Origin of the sequence: Lentzea atacamensis (assembly GCF_003269295.1) — a bacterium.
GTDB lineage: Bacteria > Actinomycetota > Actinomycetes > Mycobacteriales > Pseudonocardiaceae > Lentzea > Lentzea atacamensis.
The window spans coordinates 459,827-480,455 of record NZ_QLTT01000003.1; the positions used below are offsets into that span (position 1 = coordinate 459,827).

Below are 20,629 nucleotides of genomic sequence, written 5' to 3' on the forward strand. Positions count from 1 at the left end.
GAACGTAAGTACGCCGTCCTTGTTCGGCGTGGGTTGAAATCACCCAGTACTGGTAGTTTTTCACCGTGCATGAGGTCGTGCTCCCGCTGAGCGAGCCTCCGGTGGTGGCGGACATCGGTGTGGGAGTGCACGGCGTCACGACGCTGGAGGACGTCTTCCTGCTGCCCGATCTGTGGCAGCTGCACCTCTACGGCTACGAAGGCGCGGTCGAGGTGGGTGACGTGGTGCACCGCATCGCGCCCGGCCGCGCGAGCCTGATCCCGCCCGGCACCGCGGTGCGCTACCGGTACCGCGGCAGGTCCGAACACCTCTACGCCCACCTGCGCCTCGACGGCACCACCGAACGCCGTGCCGCGCCGGTGATGCAGGACGCCGGTCCGAACAGGCCGCTGCTCACCGGGCTGATGCGGGGCGCTCTCGCGGCGGCACCGGCGCGGGCCGCCGCTCACCTGTGGACGGTCCTGTGGCAGCTCACCGACGCGGGCCCGGCCGGCCGCGAGGTCGCCGATCCGGTCGCGGTGGCTGCGGCGCACATCGAGGCGCACCTGGCCACGCCGCTGGCGGTCGCGGACGTCGCGAGGGTGGCGGGTGTGTCGCACAACCACCTGACGCGCTTGTTCCGCGCCCGCACGGGAAGCACGGTCGTCGCCTACATCCGGCGCCGCCGGGTGGAACGGGCCCGCCACCTGCTCACGGCCTCGACGCTGTCGGTCACCGCCGTAGCGGCGGCCGTCGGCATCCCCGACCTGCAGGCGTTCAACAAGGTGTGCCGCCGCGAGCTGGGGGAGTCGCCCCGTGCGCTGCGCAGGTCGTTCACGGCACGGTGACGCCGTTCTTCTGCAGTGCACTGCGGAACGCCCGCAAACCGTGGTGCAGACGGGACTTCACGATGTCCTCGGACACGCTCAGCGCGTCGGCGAGCTCGGTGACGGACGCGCCGCGGTAGGCCCGCGTGATCACCTCGCGGTGTTCCGGGAGGAGCCCGGCGAACGCGTCCGCGATGCGCCGGGTGGAGATGCTGCCGTGGTCGTCGTCCACAGTGGTCTCCTCCCGCCTCCCGGACAGCGCTGCCGCACAGGTCGGGCGCGACGACCTGTGCGGCAGCGGTTCAGGCTGGACCAGGAGCGAGCCCGATCAGCCGCTCTTGCACGCCTTTCCGTTCACCGTGAAGGCCGTCGGATCGGATCCGCTGCCGGAGGCGTTGAATCCGATGTAGACGGACTTGCCAGGTTCGACGCGGCCGTTCCACGACATGTTGGTCGCGGTCACGTCACGGCCGGTCTGGCTCCAGTTCGCCGACCATCCCGTGGTGATCCGCTGCGTGCCGGGGAACGCGAACCCGAGCTTCCACTCCGTCCACGGGGTCGTGCCGGTGTTGGTCAGCTTCACGTGCGCCGACAGGCCGTTGTCCCACTTGCTGGCGCTGTAGCCGACCTCGTAGTCGGGCTTGGTGACCGGTGCACCGGACTTCTCGGCCGCCCAGCCGCTGACCCAGGCGAGCGCGGAGTTCCAGTTGATCGCCACCTCGTTCACCGAGTAGGCGCCGATGTCGTCCACCCAGCACTTCTGCTGCGGGCAGCCGACCAGCAACCGCTGGACCACCGGGTCCTGCAGCGCGCTGTTCGGGCCTCCGGACAACGAACCGGGCGGCGCGATCGGCAGCGTCGGGTCGTTCTGCCGGGCCCAGAACCGGTGGTGGATGTTCTGCACGGCCTGGTCGCCGTAGCCCGCCACGTACGAGGTGCTCAGCGGGTTGCGGCCGAGGAGGTAGTGCAGCGCCTCGAACACGCCGTCCCGGTACTTCGCGGCACCGGTGAAGTCGTGTGCCAGCGCGAGCACCGTGGCGTTGTTCAGCACCGCCGAGTTCGAGCCCCAGACGTACCCGTCGACGCTGTTGTCGTACGGCGTCGCGTAGCCCATCTGCCCCATCGCGGTGAGGTGCTGGTCCGCCACGGTCGCGAACGCGGACTTGATCGCCGTGACGTCCGCCGCGGGCAGGCCGGTGGGTGCCAGGGCGAGGGTGATGTCGCCCAGTGGCGCCGTGCCGCCCCAGAAGAAGCCGGCCCTGGTCAGGCTGGCCGCCTTGTAGTGCGACGAGGTGGTCACGTCGGTCCGGTACGCGGCGTCGCCGGTGGTCGCGTACAACTCCGCGGCGGCCCAGTAGAACTCGTCGCTCACGGTCTTGTCGTCGTACGCACCGCCGCCGACGTTGTCGGCCGGGTCGGCGAGCTTGGCGGGGTTCGCCTTCGCCGCCGTGTACGCCTTGCGTGCCGCCGCGAGCAGCTTCGCGGAGTACGCCGCGTCGATGCCGCGCCAGAGACGCGCGGCCTGCGCGGCCACCGCGGCCAGGTTCAGCGTCGCCGCCGTGCTGGTGGCGGACAGCCTGCGCGGCTGGTCGTCGAGCTCGGGGCGGGTCGGCAGCGCGGTCCAGGCGGCGTCGTGCATCTTGTGGTGCGCCATGCCGTCCGGTGCCTGCATCTTCAGCAGGAAGTCGACCTCCCACCGGGCCTCGTCGAGGAGGTCCGGCACGCCGTTGGACTTCTCCGGGATGGCCAGCGAGCCGTCGCGGTACGCCGCCGCGTCACCGATCCGGGATGCTCGCTCGTAGGCGTTGAGCAGCTGCCACGTCGCGATGCCGCCGTTGACCACGTACTTGCCGTGGTCGCCCGCGTCGTACCAGCCACCGCGCACGTCGAGCGTGTAGCCGCAGGCGAGATCCGCCCGGCACGGCACGTTGTTGTCGCCCTGGTTGGGCGCGACGTTGACGTGGCCTGCCGGCCGCGCGTACTGGTCACCCACGTACTGCGCTTCGATCGGGGTACCGCTGCGCTGGTGGTAGAAGAACGCGAGCGAGTCGTAGCGCAGCCGCTTGATCGCGTCGGCGGAGATGTCGAACGGGAAGCTGCTGTCGGCGCCGACGGACAGCGTGTAGCCGGTGCCCTGCGTGTCGTACGACGAGAAGTCGATCAGGTGCACCGGGTCGCCGGACGTCGCGTCCGCGCCCTTCGGCGTGCTCTGCCCGGTGGCCACGGTGGCGCCCGCGGAGTTCTTCAGGGTCCAGGTCTGGGGCGTGGTGGCGGTCGAGACGAGGGTGGCGCGCTTGGGCAGGCCAGGCACGTACCCGACGAGGTCGACCTGAACCTTCTTGGTGGGGTTGGGGTTGACGCCGCCTGGCGGCTTCACGCCGCCGATCAGCGAGACGTTGTCCACGCAGATCGTGTTGTCCGCCGGCTGGCCGCCCAGCTGGAAGGCGACCTGGCCGTTTCCGGCGTCCGGGAAGTCCAGGGTGGACGTGAAGGTGAAGGTGAAGTGCTGCTTGGAGGGGGTGACGGCGAACTCCTGCCGGGCGATGCCCCGGTACGGGCTCACGCTCTCACCGGCCGCCGCGGCGACGGTCTGTGCCGTGGTGGCGTGCGCGTCGAACGACAGGGTGTATGACTGACCGCTTTCGAAGGGGACGCCGTTCTGTCCGACCAATGCGTCCCAGGGGTTGGTCGTGCCGCCGGTGACCGCCGCGCACAGTTCACCGCCGGTCACCCGGTTGGTCACACCGGCGCTGCTCCACCAGGGGTCGGCGGAGCCGCTGTCGAACTTGCCGTTGAGCACACGCTCGTACTCCGCCGCCAAGGCTGTGCCCGATGCCGCGAACGTGGTCGCGGCAAGTGCCGCCACCAGGGAGGCGGCGAGCAGGCGTGGGGGTTGCGATCTCATGTCGTGAGGTCTCCGTCCTCGTCGACGGGATTTCTGGGAGCGCTCCCACATGACCGTAGGGTGAGCTGAACGGCGTGGACAAGCGCCGTTCAGCCGCTACCCGGACACACCGCTCGGACCAATGGCGCCGGTCCATGCGCGGTAAAGGCGACTACGTCATCCGAAGGGCCACTGCTGGTTGCTGCCGGTCGCACGGGCCCGTGGTGGCTGCTGCCGCCGGTGCCGGTGACGTCACCGTCGTCACCGGCACCACGGCCAGCACCACCGCCACGCACATGCCCACCGCCGCCGGCAACCGTCGCGTCGCACTGCCTTGAGCCTTCGCTGTCATGAGCCGCTCCACTGCGTTGTGGCGCCCGGTCAGCCGTGGCATCACGGGCGAAGCTTCCAGCATGTATCCGACTCATCCCGGGACGTCGATCCACGAAGTGCGTGGTCACTGGCGGCGGGCTGTCCGGGAGCCTTCTTCGAAGAGCCTGAATAACACATAAGAACGGTCTCAGCACGTGCGGTCAAGACATGAGACTGACTTATCCTCCGATCTTCTCAACTTCGCGCACCCAACTGCCGGAGCCGGGCTCATGTCCTAACTGGACCGTCCGCCGCCGATGCGCGCGCCGACAGCGGCGAGCGCGGCTCGCACGGGCTGGAAGAACGTCACGCCACCATTGCGGCAGTCACCGCTGCCGCCGGACGTGAGGCCGATCGCGTTGCCGTTGGCCGAGAACAGCGGACCACCGCTGTCCCCGCCCTCCGCGCACACGGTCGTCTGGATGAGCCCGGTGACGGTGCCCTCCGGATAGTTCACCGTGGCGTTGAGCGCGGTGACCCGGCCGGAGCGCAGCCCCGTCGTGCTGCCCATCCGCTGCACCTGCGTGCCGACCCGTGCGTCCGCCGCGCGCACGATCCGGACCTTGCGCCGCTGGCCGGTGTCGACCTCGCTCGGCGCGTTGGTGTTCGCGTTGTCGTAGGTGAGCAGCGCAAAGTCGCCCTGGCCGGGGAACGTCGACTCCTGGACGGTCGCGACGGGCCTGCCACCGGGCGTCAGCGACATCCGTTGCGCGGCCTGCACGCAGTGCCCGGCGGTGAGGAACCCGGGTTGCCCGTCCGCAGTCGTGACGTTGAAGCCGAGCGAGCAGCGGCTGCGCCCGGCGAAGATCGCGTCACCGCCCTCGGCGAACGGCCGGAACGTACCTGATGTCCTGGTGAGCTTCGCCCTCGAGCCGAACGAGTCCACAGTGGAGACCAGGGTGTTCCAGCGGTCACCCGTCACCGTGCTGTCGGCGGTCACGAGCACCTTGTTCGTGCCGGGGTCCACCGCCCAGGCGGTACCGGGAATCGCCGCCTTCTCCCGCAGGGTGTTCGTGATCGCCAGCGGCGCCTCCTCGTCGTCGGGTGCCGCCTGGGTGTTGGTGATCGTGACCGCCGTGGCGGCCACGACCAGCACACCGACGGCGGCTGCCGCCCCCTTGATCCCACGGCTCTTCCAGTGCCTGCCCAACGGTGACCTCCGGTTTGATCGAGTCTCTGCCGAGGCGTACGGGCGGAAGCGACTCGATGGTTCACAGGGAGGGCCGTTGGGGTTTTGTCAAGCCTCCGATCGTCTCGTGCTAGCGGCCCCAGAGCCTCCAGGTCTGGTTGAGATCACCTGACTGGCCGGAAGGCTTGCAGGTCCACTGGATGATCCGGGCGCCGGCGGCCGAGGAGACCCCGTTGACGTCGACGCACTTGCCGCTGTGACGTGCGACGAGCTGGTAGTCGTGAGGATCGTTGCCGCCGTACGTGACCTTCCGCAGCGTGTACTGCTGGCTGGCCGAACCGGGCGCGCAGGCGTTCTGCACGACCGTGGCGGCGTCGGCGGTCGATGAGCCGCTGACGTCGAGACACTTGCCCGACTGCTGGTTCACCACGGTGTAGGTGTCGGCCACGCCGGCCACCGGGGTGAAGTTCCACAGCTGCTGGTCACCGCCCTCGCAGTAGAACTGCTGCTGCAGGTTGCCGTCGACACCGCTGAGGTTCGTGTTGTCCAGGCACTGCTGGGAGTGCTGAGCGGCGGCGACGGTCTGGAAACCGCTCTCCGAGGGCGGCAGCAACGTGATCGTGAACGTCTCGTCGACGTTGTTGTGCGGCACGTTGACCGTCGTTGCGTTGCCGCTCAACGACACCACCGTGTTCTGGACGGTGACGGGGCCCTGGACGGCACCACCGTTGTTGTGCGGGATGCGCTGGACGAGCACTCGCACCTGGTTGTTCTGCACGATGCCGGTCGTGGTGTCCAGACGTTGCAGGGCGACCGCGACGTTGCCGGTCGTGCTGCCGCCGCCGACGAGGACCTTCGCCACGCCGTTCGCCTTGGTGGCGAACGAGTCGTACGACTGGCTCGCTGTCGTGGCGACGATCTGGCCGGTCTGCGAGGCGTAGAACCGGTAGACCCACCACTCGCCCTTGGGCTGGTGCTGTCCCGCGGAGTTGCGGACGAGCAGGTTGCCGAGATCGTTGTGCAGGTTCCCGGCGCTCGCCCAGTTGGCCCGGAGGCCGTCGGCGCCGGCTCGCTCCAGCCGTGCGATGTACCACGAGCCGTCGCCGGGGTTCTGCTCGTTGCCGGCGCCGTACTCGTTGATCTGGTACGGCCGCGGGTGCGGGATGCCGCGCGCGTCGAGCGTCTGGTTCGCCACCGCCACGTTCGTCACCGGGTCGCCCGGCAGCGAGTGCCAGCTGATGATGTCCGGCACGACGTTGTTGGCACGGATGAAGTCCAGGTACTGCGGCCACCACCCGCCGGTCGACGGCACGCCCGCGAGGCTCGGCCCGACGATCAGCTGTGTGGGGAAGGCCGCACGCACGCGTTGGTAGGTGCGCCGCCACAGCTCGAAGTACTGGGACTGCGGGCGGTTCCAGAACAGCGTGATGTTGGGTTCGTTCCAGAGGTCCCACTGCACGGGCACGCCGGTCGCCCGCACGTCGTTGATCAGGCGGGTGAGGAAGTTGTCGTAGTCGGTCCAGTTGCCGTTGTCGCCGGGGAAGCGCGAGATCGGATACCCGTCGGCACCCCACAGGTCGTGGGGGAGCAGGACGAACTCGCCGCCCAGCGCGCGGGTGCGCAACAGCTGGGCGCGCGTCGAGTTCCAGCGTCGGTCGTACCTGCCGGACACCCAGCCGCCGGGACTGTCGAGCTGGGCGCCGCCGGCACGCATGTACCGGAACTTGACGTCGCGGAAGAAGTGGTCGGCGGGCCCCGTGCCGTTCTCCGTCATGCCGTAGATCCAGCCGGAGGCGCGGTAGGTGGGTGTGCCGTTCGTGATGGAGAAGTTGACGCTGATGGACTCGTTGGCGGCGTGGGCCGGTGCCGCGAACGCGAAGACAGATGCCAGTACGGCCAGGACGGCAGTGCTGGTTCGTCGTTGAACCATGAGGACTCCGAAACTGGTCAGGGGAGACGGAGACTCGAACCGGTTCGATCGAGAAGTGAAAGTACGCGCAGTCTGGTCTTCACTGCAAGGCTCCAGAGAGTCGAACCGGTTCGGCCGCTCCTGGTCACACCCAGACGACCTGCCACTGCTGGTTGGCCACACCGTTGGCCGGCCACGCGATCACGCGGGCGCCGTCGGCCTTGGAGCCGCCGTCCACGTCCGCGTACAGGCCGGTGCGCACGTTCACGAGGTTGACGTGACCGCCGCCCGCGTCGACGAGCTTCCACCGCTGGTCGTCGGTGCCGGTGTCCGTCCACTGGCCGAGCTGGTCGCCCTGGGCGGCGCTGCGGCTGCCCAGCACCTTGCCGCTGTGCCGGGCGGCGAGGCGGAACGAGCCGTCGGCGTTGGGGAGCAGCTGCCACTGCTGGTTGGCACTGCCCGACCAGGTCCACTGGATCACCCCGGCGGCGTCGCCGGTCCCCGCGCCGTTGACGTCGAGCACCTTGCCGCTGTTGCGGTTGACGAGCCGGCACCAGCCGTTCTGCAGCGACACGGTGACGTCGGTGCGTTGCCCGGCGACCAGGGTGACCTGCCGGGCGTGCGGGCCGAGCGGCGACGGCGCGACCGATGCCGTGGTGGTCACGGACGTCATGCCGCGCCGGCTGATCAGGGTGACGGTCTGGTCGACGGCCGAGGTGACGGACACGGTGGCCGTGCGGGCGGACAGGTCCCAGCTCAGGCTGTGCACGCGGATGCGGCCGCGGGCCCGCATGCCGGTGATCGTGCCCCTGGCGAGCTGTCCGGGCAGCGCCGGGAGGAGCTCGAGCACGCCGGGCCGGGAGTAGAGCAACGCCTCGGCCAGCACGCCCGGCAGCGCGTTGGCCGCGTCGGCGTTGTAGATGTCGCGGTTCGGGTTGTGCGAGGTCATCAGCGACCTGAAGAGCATGTCGTTGCCGATGATCTTGCGCAGGTTGTCGTAGACCTTGGCGCCGTCCTTGAGCCGGGCGGCCGCCAGCGCGCGGTGCAGGCTGCCGTGGGCGGAGATGTTCTGGTCGCCGCGGATCTCCAGCGCCCGCAGCGCCGGGCGGACGAGGCCGGGGGTCTCCTCCGGGTTGATCTCGTGCAGTGGCCAGGCGCCGTACAGGTGCTGCACGTGCCGGTGGTGGTACTGGTCGTTCAGGCCCGGCCACGACCACTCGGCGAGCGCGTTGTCGCTGTTGATCCGGTAGGCGGGCATCCTGTCCAGAAGTGCCTTCCAGCGCTGGACGCCCTGCCCGCTGCCCTGTTCCACGCCGAGCGCGTTCGCGGCGAAGATCGCGGCCTGGAGTGCGTGCTTGCCGGCCATGATCTCGCCGGTGGCGTTGATGCTGAGCATCACGCCGGTGTTGGAGGGCGCGTTCTCCGCCGAGAAGCACGGCACGAAGACGACTTTGCCGTTCGAGTCGGTGCGGGTCAGGAAGTCCTCGTAGAACAGCGCGAGCTCCATCAGCGCGGGACCGAGCTTCTCGCGCAGGAACGCCTGGTCGCCGGTGACCTCGTAGTGCTCTAGCAGCGGGTAGAACAGCCAGTCGGCGCCGCCGGTCCAGGTGTGGCCGGGGAAGTCGCCGCCGTTGAAATGCAGCATGTGGCCGTACTCGCCGTCGGTGCGGGTCGGAGCGAGGAAACCACGGGCGCCGTAGAGGTTCCGCGCGTTCGTGCGCCAGTGCGCCAGCTGCCCGAGCACCAGGTTGAAGTAGCCCTGCATGGCCTCGGTGGTGTCGAGGATGTTGCCGCCCGCGACCTGGAGGTTGACGTTGGCGTCGGTGGTGAAGTCGTCGGCCCAGGCGCCCGACCACGTACCCGTCCAGATGCCGGTCAGCCGCGGTGGCAGGATCCCGCTGGAGCTGATGAAGAGGTAGCGGCCGGAGTCGTAGAGCCGTTCGAGCAAGGCGAGGTCGATGACGCTCTTGTTGTTGTTCTGCCTGGTGATCAGCTCACTGGTGGACAGCCTGCGGTCGGCCTCGGACACGTTCAGGTCCAGGCGTGACCGGTCGTACATCTCGGTGTGGATCGCGGTGTGCCGCGAGCGCAGTGCCGCGTAGCCGGTGCCGAGCGAGGCCAGCGCCGCGTGCAACGGCTTGGCGTCCCACACCGCCGACTCGTACCTGTCGAGCTTGGTGAGCAGCAGCAGTGCGCTCGCCCCGGCCACGATGATCGTGGCGCCGTTCGCGGTGACGGTGCCGCCGGTGGCGACGACCCTCGTGACGCCCTCGTACCCGAAGGCGCCCTGCCCCGACGGGTAGGTGCCGCGCAGGTTGAGGTAGCCGTCGCCGTTCGAGATGGTGGCGAGCGTCGTGTAGCCGACGCTCGAAGGCGCGCTTTCCAGCGCGGTGCTGACGCTCAGCGTGGCGTCGATCGTGCGGCCGCTCGCGGGGAGGAGCTCGTGGACGATCACCTTGTCGGCACGGGAGACGAACGCCCTGCGGGTCCACGTGCCGTTGCTGTCCGTCCAGCTGGAGATGACCTCGCCGGTGCGGAAGTCGGTGACCCGGCCGTAGTTGTTGACGGTGGTCATGCCGGGTGTGGCGATCCGCAGCTCGTAAGCAGGATGGTAGGTCTGCGTCCAGCGCAGCGACCAGCCGGCCGCGAAGTCCCTGTTCGCCCCGGCGTAGTCGCCGGCGAGTGCCTTGTCCCGCACGGCGTTCAGGCGGCCGGAGAGCACCGGGGGCGTGACGGAACGGGTGCCGTTCGGCAGCACGAGCCGGTGGTAGTTGAAGATCACCTTCTCGGTGGCGGGCGGACCGTGCAGCACCGCGCCGTACTCGCCGTTGCCGGTGAGGAAGCCGTCCGTCCAGGACGATGCCGGGCTCGCGTCGTAGATGCCGCGGTCGGGCAGGGTGATCTGCGGCGGTACCGCGGCGGTCGCGGTGCCGCGGAGCATGCCGCCGGGTAACGCCGCAGCGCCGGCCGTGAGCGCGGAGACGGTGAGGAAACGCCTGCGGTTGAGCGGGTTGTCCATCAGGGGTGAACTCCTACTCCTGGGCTTTGCCCCCGGTGACGCGGGAGAGAGCCAGCGCGATGAGGATGATCGTTCCGTTGAGCGCCCCGATCCACTGGGCGGGGACGCCGGCGAGCGTGAGCACGTTCTGGATCAGGAACAGCAGCAGGATGCCGGTGAAGGCGCCGAACATCGTGCCCTTGCCGCCGTTGAGGCTGATGCCACCGATGACTGCGGCGGCGAAGACCGTGAAGATGTAGCCGTTGCCCTGTGCGGAGGCGACCGAGGCGAGCCGCCCGCTCAGCAGCAGGCCGCTGAGCGCGGCGAGCAGGCTCGCCGTCACGATCACGATCCACAGCACCCGGCCGGTGCGGATGCCCGCCGCCTTGGCCGCGTCGACGTTGCCGCCGATCGCGTAGAGGGAGCGGCCGAAGCTCGTGAAGCCGAGCAGCACGATGCCCGCGGCGAACAGGGTCAGGCACAGCCAGACCGACGCCGGCATGCCGAGCCACTGGGTGGTGCCGAGGTAGAGCATGGACTCCGGCAGCCGGAAGAACGTCTGGCCGCCTGAGATGCCGGTGAGGATGCCGCGCAGGACGATCAGCATGCCGAGCGTCACGATGAAACCGTTGAGCCCGAACCGGATGATGAACAACGCGTTGACCACGCCGATCAGCACGCCGACCGCCAGGGTGATCGGCACGGACCAGCCGCCCGGCAGCAGCCCGAGCCCGTGACCGGCGCCGACCGGCACGGTGAGCCAGGCGGCGACGCCGGGTGCGAGCCCGACCGTGGACTCCAGCGAGAGGTCCATCTTCTTGACGATCAGCACCAGCGTCTGCGCCAGGACCAGGATCGCGATCTCCGACATGGTCTGCAGCACGTTGATCAGGTTGTCGCCGCGCAGGAAGACCGGGCTGACCAGCTGGCCGACGACCGCGATCACGATGATCGCGGGGATCAGCGCCAGGTCGCGCAGCCTCGCGAAGGCGATCTTCCGGTTGACCGCGGCCGTGGTGTCAGTCATCGAGGTCGACTCCTTCCATCGCGGCGACGAGCCGGTGGTCGTGCCAGCCGCGGGGGATCTCGGCGACCACAGCACCCTGGAACACCACCAGGACCCGGTCGCACAGGCGCAGGTCGTCGAGCTCGTCGGAGGCGATGAGCACCCCCGCGCCGGACTCGGCGATCTCCTCGACCTTGGCGAGGAGGAACTCCTTGGACCGCACGTCGACGCCGGCGGTCGGGTTGATCAGCACCAGCAGTGCGGGGTCGTTGGCCAGCGCACGGGCCATCACGACCTTCTGCTGGTTGCCACCGGAGAGCCCGGAGACCGGCAGCTCCGGCCCCGGTGTCTTGATCGCGAGCTTGCCGATCATGTCGCGGGCGAAGCCGTCCCGCCGCCGCCCGTCGATGAAACCGGCTGGGCCCAGGCGGTCCGGAATGGTCAGGGTTCCGTTGTCCGCGATGGACATCTGCGCGACGTAACCCTGGTGGTGCCGGTCCTGCGGGACGAACCCGACGCCCGCCCTGAGCGCCGCCGGCACGCTGCCGGGCCGCGGCCGGGTGCCCGCGATCTCCACCGAACCGGTGGTGGCGGCCCGCAGTCCCGCGATCGTCTCCGCGATCTCGACGCGGCCGCTGCTCGCCGCGCCGGCGAGACCGACGATCTCGCCCGCGCGGACCCGCAGCGTCACGTCCTCGTAAGCGCCGGGCAGTGACGCTCCCGTCATCTCCAGCACGGGAGCGGCGTTCGCGTCGGGCACGCGGCGGGTGTCACCGGTCTCCGTCGCCACCTCACCGGTCATGGCCGCCACCAGCTCGGCCCGCGGCAGCTCGCCGACCGCGGCGGTCAGCACGTGCCGGGCGTCGCGGAACACCGTGACGGTGTCGCAGATCTCGTAGATCTCCTCCAGGTGGTGGCTGATGTACAGGAACGTGACGCCCTGCCGCTGCAGCTCGGTGATGCGGCCGAAGAGCCGGGCGATGGCGGCGGCGTCGAGCTGGGCGGTCGGCTCGTCGAGGATGATGAAGCGTGCCCCGAACGAGAGCGCTCTCGCGATCTCCACGAACTGGCGCTGCTCGACGTCCAGCTCACCGGCGGGCAGCCGCACGTCCACGTCGACCGACCAGGCGTCGAGCAGCTCCCGCGCCTTGGTGCGCACGGTCTTCCAGCTGATCAGCCCGCTGCGGCCGTGGTCGTGCCGGTTGAGGAACAGGTTCTCCGCCACCGTCAGTTCGGGGATGATCGTGGACTTCTGGTAGACGCAGGCCACGCGCTGCCGCCACGCGTCGCGGTCGGTGAGCCGGGGAGCCGGCTCACCGCCGAACGTGATGGTGCCCTCGTCCGGTGCCTGCAGTCCGGTGAGGACGGACACGAGCGTCGACTTGCCGGCCCCGTTCCGTCCCACCAGCGCGTGGGTCTGCCCCTGGTCGATCCGGATGGCGGCCTCGCGCAGGGCCACGGTGGACCCGTACCTCTTCGTCACTCCCGCCGCCTCTGCGACGGCCGGCGCTGCAACCATGTCGCTTGTCGCCTTCTGCTCACTGGAGCTTGTTGCCCCACAAGGACTTGTCGTCGTGCTTGAGGCTGGGCACACCGTCGAACGTGCCGCCGTCCGCGGTCACCAGGGGAGCGGAGAGCTGGTCCTCCAGCAGCCCGTCGCGGACCTGGACGATCGTGCTGTCGTGGTCGGTCTTGCCGGGCTTGAACGTCTCGCCGTTGATCGCCGCCTTCAGGTACTGCAGCGCGTACTTGGCGTAGAGGTCGGCCGGTTGCGAGACGGTCGCGTCGATGTGGCCTTCCGCGATGTTCTTGAGCTCCTCGGGAATCCCGTCGTTGGACACGATGAACACGTGCTTGGGGTCCGACGGGCCGACCAGCAGTCCCTTCTGCTTGAGCACCTGCAGCGTGCCGGAGAGGGCGAAGCTCGACTGCATGTAGACGCCCTTGATGTCCGGGTTGGCGGTGAGGTCCGTCTGCAGCTTCTGCGCCGCGACCGCGCCGTCCCAGTTCGTGGCCTCCCCGAGGACGGTGATGCCGGGGTAGTTGGCCTTCATGCAGTCGTTGAACGCCTCGGTGCGGTCCCTGCCGTTGATGGACGCGAGATCTCCCTGGAGCATCACGACCTTGCCCTTGCCGGCGAGCTTCGCGCCGAGGAACCGGCAGGCCTTCTCGCCGTAGGCCCGGTTGTCCGCGCGGACGACCATGAACACGTCACCGCTGTCGGGCCGGGTGTCGACGGTGACGACCGGGATCTTCTTGGCCGCCAGCTGTTCCAGCGTGGGCGCGATGGCCGCGGTGTCCTGCGGTGCCATCGCGACACCCTTCACGCCCTGGCTGATGAACGTCTGGACGTTGGCGGTGAGCTTGGCGACGTCGTTCTGCGAGTTGGTGGTCTTGAGCTCCAGGCCCAGCTCCTTCCCGAACTCGGGGGTGTACTTGATGTAGGAGTTCCAGAAGTCGGTGTCGGACCGCGGGTAGTCGACGCCGACCACCGGCCCGCCGCCCGCCCCGGAACCCGAGGTGCCGCAACCGGTGAGCACAGCGGCGAGAACGGTGACGATGCCGACGCAGGCACGAGAGCTGGTGTTCACAGCGGATCTCCTAAGGGGTGGCGGGATCGGGTGCGAGGTTCCAGACGGGTCCGTCGGGGTAGCGGTGGGCGGCGATGGACGCGGGATGCAGCTCGGCGCTGATGCCGGGAGCCGTCGGGGCGAGGTAGTGACCGTCGTGGACGTGCACCGGGTCGGTGAAGTGCTCGTGCAGGTGGTCGACGTACTCGATGTAGCGGTTCTCGGTGGTACCGCTGACGGCGACGTAGTCGAACATCGCCAGGTGCTGGACCATTTCGCACAGCCCGACCCCGCCCGCGTGCGGGCAGACCGGGACGCCGAACTTGGCGGCCAGCAACAGGATGGCGACGTTCTCGGTGACGCCCGCGGTGCGGCTGGCGTCGAGCTGCAGGACGTCGATCGCGTCCAGCTGCAGCAGTTGCTTGAACATGACCTGGTTGTGGGTGTGCTCGCCGGTGGCGACCTTCACCGGCGCCACGGCTCGCCGGATGGCGGCGTGTCCGAGGACGTCGTCGGGTGAGGTCGGTTCCTCGATCCAGTACGGGTCGTACGCCGCGAGCGTGGACATCCAGGCGATCGCCTGCCGCACGCCCCACGCCTGGTTCGCGTCGACCGCGATCTTGATGTTCGGGCCGACCGCTTCACGAGCCAGCCGCAGCCGGCGCATGTCGTCTACGGCGTCGGCGCCGACCTTCAGCTTGATCAGGTCGAAGCCGTCGGCGACGGCCTGCCTGGACAGGCGCACGAGCTTCTCGTCGTCGTAGCCGAGCCAGCCGGGGGTCGTCGTGTAGGCGGGATAGCCGTGCTGCAGCAGGTGGGTGGCTCGTGCGGCACGACCCGGTTCGGCGCGGCGCAGGAGCTCGAGCGCTTCGTCGCGGGTGAGCGCGTCCTCGAGGTAGCGGAAGTCGACGAGGGCGACCAGCTGCTCCGGCGTCATCTCGGAGAGCAGCTGCCACACGGGTTTCTGCTCGCGTCGCCCGTAGAGGTCCCACACCGCGTTGACGATCGCGGCGGCGGCCATGTGGATGGCGCCCTTGTCGGGGCCGAGCCACCGCAGCTGGCTGTCGCCGGTGAGCCGCCGCGAGAACGCGCCGAGATCGCCGAGTACCTCGTCCACGGACAGGCCGGTCACCAGGGGAGCCAGTGCGCGCACGGCAGCGACCTCGACATCGTTGCCGCGTCCCACGGTGAACGCGAGTCCGTGGCCTGCCGCGTCCTCGCTCGTCCGGATGGTCACGTAGGCGGCGGAGTAGTCGGGTTCGGGGTTCATCGCGTCGGATCCGTCGAGCTCACGCGACGTGGGGAACCGCACGTCCACGGCCTCGACCGCCGTGATCAGCTCGGTCATGGCTACCACCCCTCGTCGTGTGTCTACGGCGTGTCCGCTGTGCAACAGTCAGTAGGCGGACATGGGATGGATTTATAGGCTACGAACGGCTGGAGTGTCCACGGTCAGTGGACTGAAAGTGTGTAGACGGCGGAAATTGGCAGCTAGATGGTTCACGCTGCTTCAAGTCCGACTGCGGGGTGACATCCCATCTCTTTGGCAGAGGTGGGATGTATTGCTACCCTCCTGCGGTGTCACTGACCGACAAGGCCATCGACCGCATCAGAGACCTGATCAGCTCTGGCGAGCTGCCGCCGGGTTCGAAGCTGCCGCCGGAGCAGCAGCTGGCCGCCGAGCTGGGCCTGTCCCGCAACCTGATGCGGGAGGCGGTCAAGGCGCTGGTGGTCGCGCGCGTCCTCGAAATCCGGCGCGGTGACGGCACCTACGTGACGAGCCTGGAACCGGAGGTGCTGCTCAGCGGCATCTCCTCCGCGGTGGAGCTGCTGCGGGGCGACACGCTGCTGGAGCTCACCGAGGTGCGCAGGCTGTTCGAGCCGGTCGCCACCGGGCTCGCCGCCACCCGCATCTCCGCGGCCGAACTCCGCGAGGTCGAACGGCACCTGGACGCGATGCGGGCGGCGCGGGACGACGTCGAGCTGCTCAACTCCCACGACGCCGCCTTCCACCGCGCGGTCGTCGGTGCCACCGGCAACGCCACGCTGACGACGTTGCTGGAGGGCATCTCCAGCCGCACGGTCCGCGCACGGGTCTGGCGCGGGCTCGTCGACGGCAACGCCGCGAGCCGCACCCTCGCCGAGCACGAGGCGATCTACCAGGCGCTGGTGGACCGCGACGCGGCACTCGCGCAGGCCGCCGCTCTCGTGCACGTCAACACGACCGAGCGGTGGTTGCGCCAGCACGTGGGTCACGAGGTCGGCTGAGCGGTGGTTTCGCGGGTACCTGCTCGCGGCGACCGGGACCAATCCGTTCGCCTGACAACGCCGGTACTTTGGCTGTATGGCCTTCGTTCACGCGCTGACCTCGTATCCGATCAAGGGATGTGCCGGTGTCGCAGTGGAACGGGCGGAGGTCACCCCGGCAGGGTTGCCACACGACCGGCTGTTCGCGGTGGTCGGGCCGGACGGTGCGATGGTCTGGCAGGGCGAGTCGCCGCGGCTCGCCACGATCCGGGGCCGGCTGCTGCACGACAACGCGAAGCTGGCGCTGAGCGCACCCGGAGCCGGCGAGCTGGTGCTGGACGTGGCGGCGGACGGGGAGCCCCGGCCGGTGGACGTGGAGAAATGGCCGGGATCCGGGATCGACCAGGGCGCCGAGGCGGCCGAATGGGTGTCAGGAGTGCTCGGCAGACCGGCCCGGCTGGTGCGCGAGCCGGACAGGGCGAGCCGGGCCCGGAGTGCGTCCGACCCGACCGCGCTGCTGGTCCTCTCACTGTCCTCATTGGACGACTTGAACGCGCGGATCGCGGAGCGCGGTGCGGATCCGGTTCCGATGGACCGGTTCCGGCCCAACGTCGTGATCAGCGGCTGGCCCGAACCGCACACCGAGGACAGGGTGAGCCGGATGACGGTCGGTGGTGCCGAGATCGGCTTCGGCGAGCTGGCCATCCGCTGCGCGGTCACCCTCGTCGACCAGTCGGCAGGCGTGCGTGCCGGTCCCGAGCCGTTGCGCACTCTGGCCGGCTATCGCCGCGAACCCGACGGCGTCAGCTTCGGCATGAAGGCGGCCGTGCTCACCTCCGGAGGCATCGCGGTCGGTGACGGCGTCACCGTCACCGAGTGGCGGTGACCCGAAAACTCGTTGCCGCACGCGACGACCGGACTGGATGATCACCGCATGGCATCAGCTCCCGCGGACGGCCGCGCCGGCATCGACGCCGCTCTCGTCAAACGTCTGATCGCCGCCCAGTTCCCGCGGTGGAGCGACCTGGCGGTGATCCCGGTCGAGGTCGACGGGTGGGACAACCGGACCTACCGCCTCGGCGACGACATGACGGTGCGGCTGCCCACCGCGGCCGGCTACGTACCCGCTGTCGCAAAGGAAAACCACTGGCTGCCCAGACTGGCGCCGGCACTGCCGGTCACCGTGCCCGTCGTGCTGGCCACGGGTGTCCCCGGCGAGGGATATCCGTTCCCCTGGTCCGTGCGCGGGTGGGTGCCAGGACGGACGGCCGATCCGGACCACATCGACGACCTGTCCCAGTTCGCGATCTCGGTGGCGGAGTTCCTCCGCGCCCTTCAACGCTGCGACACCGCTGATGGCCCGCTCGCGGGGGCGCACAGCTTCTACCGGGGAGCGCCACCGGCCCACTACGACGAAGAGACCCGCCGTTGCCTGGCCGAGCTCGACGGCCGCGTCGACACCGCTCGGGCCGCCGCGGTCTGGGAGGCCGCCCTGGCCGCGCAGCACAGCGGCGAGCCGGTGTGGTTCCACGGCGACATCGCCAGCGGCAACCTCCTGGTGGCGGACGGAAAGCTGACAGCCGTCATCGACTTCGGCACCTGTGGTGTCGGCGACCCGGCCTGTGACCTGGTGATCGCCTGGACGATGTTCTCCGGCGACAGCCGGCGAGCTTTCCGCGACGCGGTCGACCTGGACGACGGCACCTGGGCCCGCGCCAGGGGCTGGGCGCTGTGGAAAGCCCTGCTGACCCTTGCCGGGTGCGGGGACGGCGACCGCGAACGGGCCGCCGTCAACCAGCGCGTGATCGACGAGGTGCTGGCCGACCACGACAGCACCGGCTGAGACGTGTCCCGCGCAACTCGGTGCCAGGCGCCGCCTGGCCCCGAGCGGTCGTCGCCCAATCAGGTTCCACTGCAGGCTCGCGCCGCCCCAGCAGTCCCACAGCTGCAGCTTCGTGCCGTTGCCCGTGCCCTGACCGCTCGCCTCGAGACACTTCCCGGACTGCGCCGGGATGGTGCCGGCGCCGGGTCTGCTGCGGCGCGGGGCACTTCGAGGATGGCACGACAGGCAAACACGCTGCGCCGTCAGGCGATGATGTGCCGTATGACCGCGGCAAGGGACCGCTCACGTGGTTGAACGGTATCCAGTGTGAGCGCCTCTCCGTTCCAGGAGGGAAAACTTGCCAGTCGCTGCTGCACGTCGTGCCAGTCGCCCGAGTCGTGCCAGCCGGGGATGCCACGGCTGCGGCCTTCGAGCCTGGCACGGTGGACTTCCGGGTCGGAGCACTGGCACACGACCACGCGGAACTCCGCACCGGCCCGGCGCGCCAGGCTACGCCAGCGGTCCCTGGTCGCGACCTGTTCGGCGGGATGATCGAGGATGACGGACTGTCCGGCGAGGAGTTGCCGGAGAGCGAGCGTGGTCAGCATCTCCTCGGCGATGGCCAGTGGATCCTCGAAGTAGCGACAGCCGAACGGGGTCAGCGCGCCGAGCAACCAGTCCGTGGCGAAGACCGGGATCCCCAGCTCGGCTCCCGCCGCGTCGGCCAGCGTGCTCTTTCCGCTGCCGGGCAACCCGGAGAACACCACCAGTCGAGCATCCGTGGCGACGGAAGGCAGGTTGTAGTCCGTGAAATCGGCCGGCAATCCCGGTGTCAGATCGGTCGGCACCAGTCCGGCAACCCACGTGGAGGCGATTCGATGCGGCGGTGCGGCCTCGACGACGCAGGAAACGACATCAACGGTGCCGTCGTGACGGCGGATCCGCGCCCGCGCGGTGGTCTCGCCGACGTCGAGACCGACCACGACGACCGGCGCGTAGCCGGCAGCTCGACCGCGGGTGACCTCGACGTACCTCTCGGGCGTGACGACGGCGGTGAACGCAGCCGCGAACACGTCGGACGCGTCAGCTCCCCAGCCGGGTTTCCCGTCCAGGCCGTCGAGAATCCATTCCAGCCGCGCCAGGGCAGGACTGGCCGCGAAACGTTGCACTGTTCTCCCCTGGCGAGGTGGTTGAGGCGAGTCGATCAAGCCTAGCGAGCCTGACCGGACACGGGCCGGACGTTCGCCCACGACTGAAAGAGACCGCTGTGAGCAGACCTGATCTGGTCACGGGAAAGGGCGCGGCACCCGGGTTTCTCCGGGTGCCGCACCCTCGCCGCGCTCAGGCGGGATCTTCGAGGTGCCAGACCTCCTGCATCGGGGCCCACCAGCTGCCGGAGCCGCGCTCGGCCAGCGACTCCTGGCACGGATCGGTGAGCGTCCACCAGCGCTGCGTCTCCGGGTCGGCGGCGATGCGCATCTGGTCGGCGTCGTGGTCGTCACCGATGTACTCGTAGTAGCCGAACAGCAGGTCGCCGTGCAGGAAGATGGTGAAGTTGCGCATGTTGGCGTCCAGCATCGTCTTTTCGACAGCGGGCCAGACGGCCGAGTGCAGCCGCAGGTACTCCTCGCGCCGTTCCGGGCGCAGCCGGATCACCATGCCATAGCGCTGTGGGCGGTTCATGACCTTGTTTCCTTTCCCCGGCTAGGCGTTGAGCACGGTGCTTTCGACCTCGCCGTCCACCCCGGCCGGGTGCAGGCGATGGCCGGCACGTTCCGGCCGGATGTGGGAGCCGCCGGAGGTCGGGTGGGGAACGAGGTGGCTCGCGGCGGCGATCGCGTCCTCGTCGATGCCCACGCCGAGGCCCGGACTGTCGCCGAGGACGTAGGCCCCGTCCTCGACGTGCAGGTCGACGGAGACGCCGACGGGTGGCTGGAGGTCCTGCAGTTCGCTCACGAGGTGGTTGGGGATCGACGTGGCGGCGTGCAGCAGGCCGACCGGTGTCGTGCCGATGGGGCTGACGGGCAGGTCGTGGGCGTGCGCGAGGGTGGCGACCCGCAGGAAGTGGGTGATGCCCCAGACGGCGGCCGTCTGGACGATGTCCACGGCACCGGCGGCGATGAGCGGGCGGTGCTGTTCGAGGCCGGTGAGGTTCTCGCCGGTGGCGACCGAGGCGCGGACACCGCGGCCGACCGTCTTGTGCCCTGCCACGTCCCAGCGCCGCACCGGCTCCTCGATCCACGTCAGGTCGAGGGTCTGTTCCAGCTCGCCGACGTGGCGGACCGCCTGCTTGCGCGTCCAGGCCTCGTTGACGTCCAGCATCAGGCTCGGCCGCGCGCCGAGGCCGGCGTCGATCAGCAGGTCGCGGATGAGGGTGAGGCGGTGCCGGTCGCGGTCGATGTCGAGACCGCCCTTGATCTTCGCCGCGCGCAGCCCGTGTGAGGCGTAGGTCTGGTACGCCGCGATGAGCTCTTCGTCGTTCAGTGCGATGTCCAGGCCCGAGGCGTAGGCGGGCACGCGGCGGTCGCGCCCGCCGAGCAGCCGCCACAGGGGTTCTCCCGCCGCCTGGGCCTTGATGTCCCACAACGCCGTGTCGAGAGCGCCGATCGTGCCGAAGACCGCACCGGCGTGGCCCGCCTTGAACGTCCGGCGCAGCATGCGGTCGTACAGGGCGGTGACGGAACGCGGGTCCTCGCCCTCGATGGCGGCGAAGACGGTCTCGATCTCCACGTGCGGCCCGAGCCCGACACCGGTGATGCCTTCGTCGGTCTCGACGACGACGATCGGGACCCGGACGAGGCCGTCGGCGTAGACGCCGTTGGCGTCACCGACCGGCCGGCCCCAGTCCTGGACCGTGGTGAGAGTCCGGTAGCGAGTGATGCGCAT

17 protein-coding genes are annotated in these 20,629 nt (G+C 69.6%); 4 read left to right on the plus strand and 13 right to left on the minus strand.

All coding sequences use genetic code 11. The features are described from left to right. Positions 1 to 65 precede the first annotated feature (65 nt). On the plus strand, positions 66 to 827 hold the full coding sequence (locus C8D87_RS16625) for an AraC family transcriptional regulator (RefSeq protein WP_112227332.1): 762 nt from the start codon (positions 66 to 68) through the stop codon (positions 825 to 827). On the opposite strand, the gene C8D87_RS16630 is transcribed toward C8D87_RS16625, so the two are convergent. The 10 genes from C8D87_RS16630 to C8D87_RS16670 all read right to left on the minus strand — a co-directional run bounded on the left by C8D87_RS16630 (position 814) and on the right by C8D87_RS16670 (position 15,022). Next, complete coding sequence (locus C8D87_RS16630; RefSeq protein WP_170166450.1) at positions 814 to 1,038, minus strand: sigma factor-like helix-turn-helix DNA-binding protein; 225 nt, start codon at positions 1,036 to 1,038, stop codon at positions 814 to 816. The two genes, C8D87_RS16625 and C8D87_RS16630, sit on opposite strands and share 14 nt — an antisense overlap. A 96-nt stretch (positions 1,039 to 1,134) precedes the next feature. Continuing rightward, entirely contained in the window at positions 1,135 to 3,711 is a 2,577-nt protein-coding gene (locus tag C8D87_RS16635) for a glycoside hydrolase family 9 protein (protein WP_112227334.1), read from the minus strand. A gap of 151 nt (positions 3,712 to 3,862) precedes the next feature. Further along, on the minus strand, positions 3,863 to 4,042 hold the full coding sequence (locus C8D87_RS45120) for a hypothetical protein (RefSeq protein WP_146771729.1): 180 nt from the start codon (positions 4,040 to 4,042) through the stop codon (positions 3,863 to 3,865). Between the two features lie 255 nt (positions 4,043 to 4,297). Next, complete coding sequence (locus C8D87_RS16640) at positions 4,298 to 5,212, minus strand: S1 family peptidase (protein WP_112227335.1); 915 nt, start codon at positions 5,210 to 5,212, stop codon at positions 4,298 to 4,300. 109 nt (positions 5,213 to 5,321) lie between these two features. Beyond that, the gene (locus tag C8D87_RS16645; protein WP_112227336.1) at positions 5,322 to 7,121 is read right to left on the minus strand and encodes an RICIN domain-containing protein; all 1,800 of its coding nucleotides are present in this window, start codon (positions 7,119 to 7,121) and stop codon (positions 5,322 to 5,324) included. A 124-nt stretch (positions 7,122 to 7,245) separates the two neighbouring features. Next, positions 7,246 to 10,119: a glycosyl hydrolase family 95 catalytic domain-containing protein gene (locus C8D87_RS16650; RefSeq protein ID WP_112227337.1), complete on the minus strand. Its 2,874-nt coding sequence runs from the start codon at positions 10,117 to 10,119 to the stop codon at positions 7,246 to 7,248. A 13-nt stretch (positions 10,120 to 10,132) separates the two neighbouring features. Beyond that, on the minus strand, positions 10,133 to 11,125 hold the full coding sequence (locus C8D87_RS16655) for an ABC transporter permease (RefSeq protein ID WP_215732338.1): 993 nt from the start codon (positions 11,123 to 11,125) through the stop codon (positions 10,133 to 10,135). Further along, positions 11,118 to 12,623 (minus strand): sugar ABC transporter ATP-binding protein, encoded by a 1,506-nt coding sequence (locus C8D87_RS16660; RefSeq protein WP_112227338.1) that lies wholly within the window; start codon positions 12,621 to 12,623, stop codon positions 11,118 to 11,120. Before C8D87_RS16660 ends, C8D87_RS16655 begins: the two co-directional genes overlap by 8 nt. 19 nt (positions 12,624 to 12,642) lie before the next feature. Continuing rightward, positions 12,643 to 13,695, minus strand: coding sequence for a sugar ABC transporter substrate-binding protein (locus tag C8D87_RS16665; protein WP_109638213.1), 1,053 nt, complete (start codon positions 13,693 to 13,695; stop codon positions 12,643 to 12,645). Positions 13,696 to 13,705: 10 nt separating this feature from the next. Beyond that, entirely contained in the window at positions 13,706 to 15,022 is a 1,317-nt protein-coding gene (locus C8D87_RS16670) for an enolase C-terminal domain-like protein (RefSeq protein WP_170166451.1), read from the minus strand. A gap of 230 nt (positions 15,023 to 15,252) precedes the next feature. Here C8D87_RS16670 and C8D87_RS16675 point away from each other — a divergent pair, with 230 nt between their 5' ends. The 3 genes from C8D87_RS16675 to C8D87_RS16685 all read left to right on the plus strand — a co-directional run bounded on the left by C8D87_RS16675 (position 15,253) and on the right by C8D87_RS16685 (position 17,764). Then, the gene (locus C8D87_RS16675; protein WP_112227340.1) at positions 15,253 to 15,942 is read left to right on the plus strand and encodes a FadR/GntR family transcriptional regulator; all 690 of its coding nucleotides are present in this window, start codon (positions 15,253 to 15,255) and stop codon (positions 15,940 to 15,942) included. 76 nt (positions 15,943 to 16,018) lie between these two features. Beyond that, positions 16,019 to 16,807 carry an MOSC domain-containing protein gene (locus C8D87_RS16680; RefSeq protein WP_112227341.1) on the plus strand — a complete coding sequence of 263 codons (789 nt, stop codon included), beginning with the start codon at positions 16,019 to 16,021 and terminating at the stop codon, positions 16,805 to 16,807. Positions 16,808 to 16,855: 48 nt separating this feature from the next. Further along, the gene (locus C8D87_RS16685) at positions 16,856 to 17,764 is read left to right on the plus strand and encodes an aminoglycoside phosphotransferase family protein (RefSeq protein WP_112227342.1); all 909 of its coding nucleotides are present in this window, start codon (positions 16,856 to 16,858) and stop codon (positions 17,762 to 17,764) included. A 242-nt stretch (positions 17,765 to 18,006) separates the two neighbouring features. On the opposite strand, the gene C8D87_RS16695 is transcribed toward C8D87_RS16685, so the two are convergent. The 3 genes from C8D87_RS16695 to C8D87_RS16705 form a co-directional block, all read right to left on the minus strand. Continuing rightward, a complete protein-coding gene (locus C8D87_RS16695) occupies positions 18,007 to 18,912 on the minus strand; it encodes an AAA family ATPase (protein WP_170166452.1) in 906 nt (301 codons plus the stop codon). A 172-nt stretch (positions 18,913 to 19,084) separates the two neighbouring features. Then, a complete protein-coding gene (locus C8D87_RS16700) occupies positions 19,085 to 19,426 on the minus strand; it encodes an L-rhamnose mutarotase (protein ID WP_109638221.1) in 342 nt (113 codons plus the stop codon). Positions 19,427 to 19,447: 21 nt separating this feature from the next. Then, complete coding sequence (locus tag C8D87_RS16705) at positions 19,448 to 20,629, minus strand: mandelate racemase/muconate lactonizing enzyme family protein (RefSeq protein ID WP_112227344.1); 1,182 nt, start codon at positions 20,627 to 20,629, stop codon at positions 19,448 to 19,450.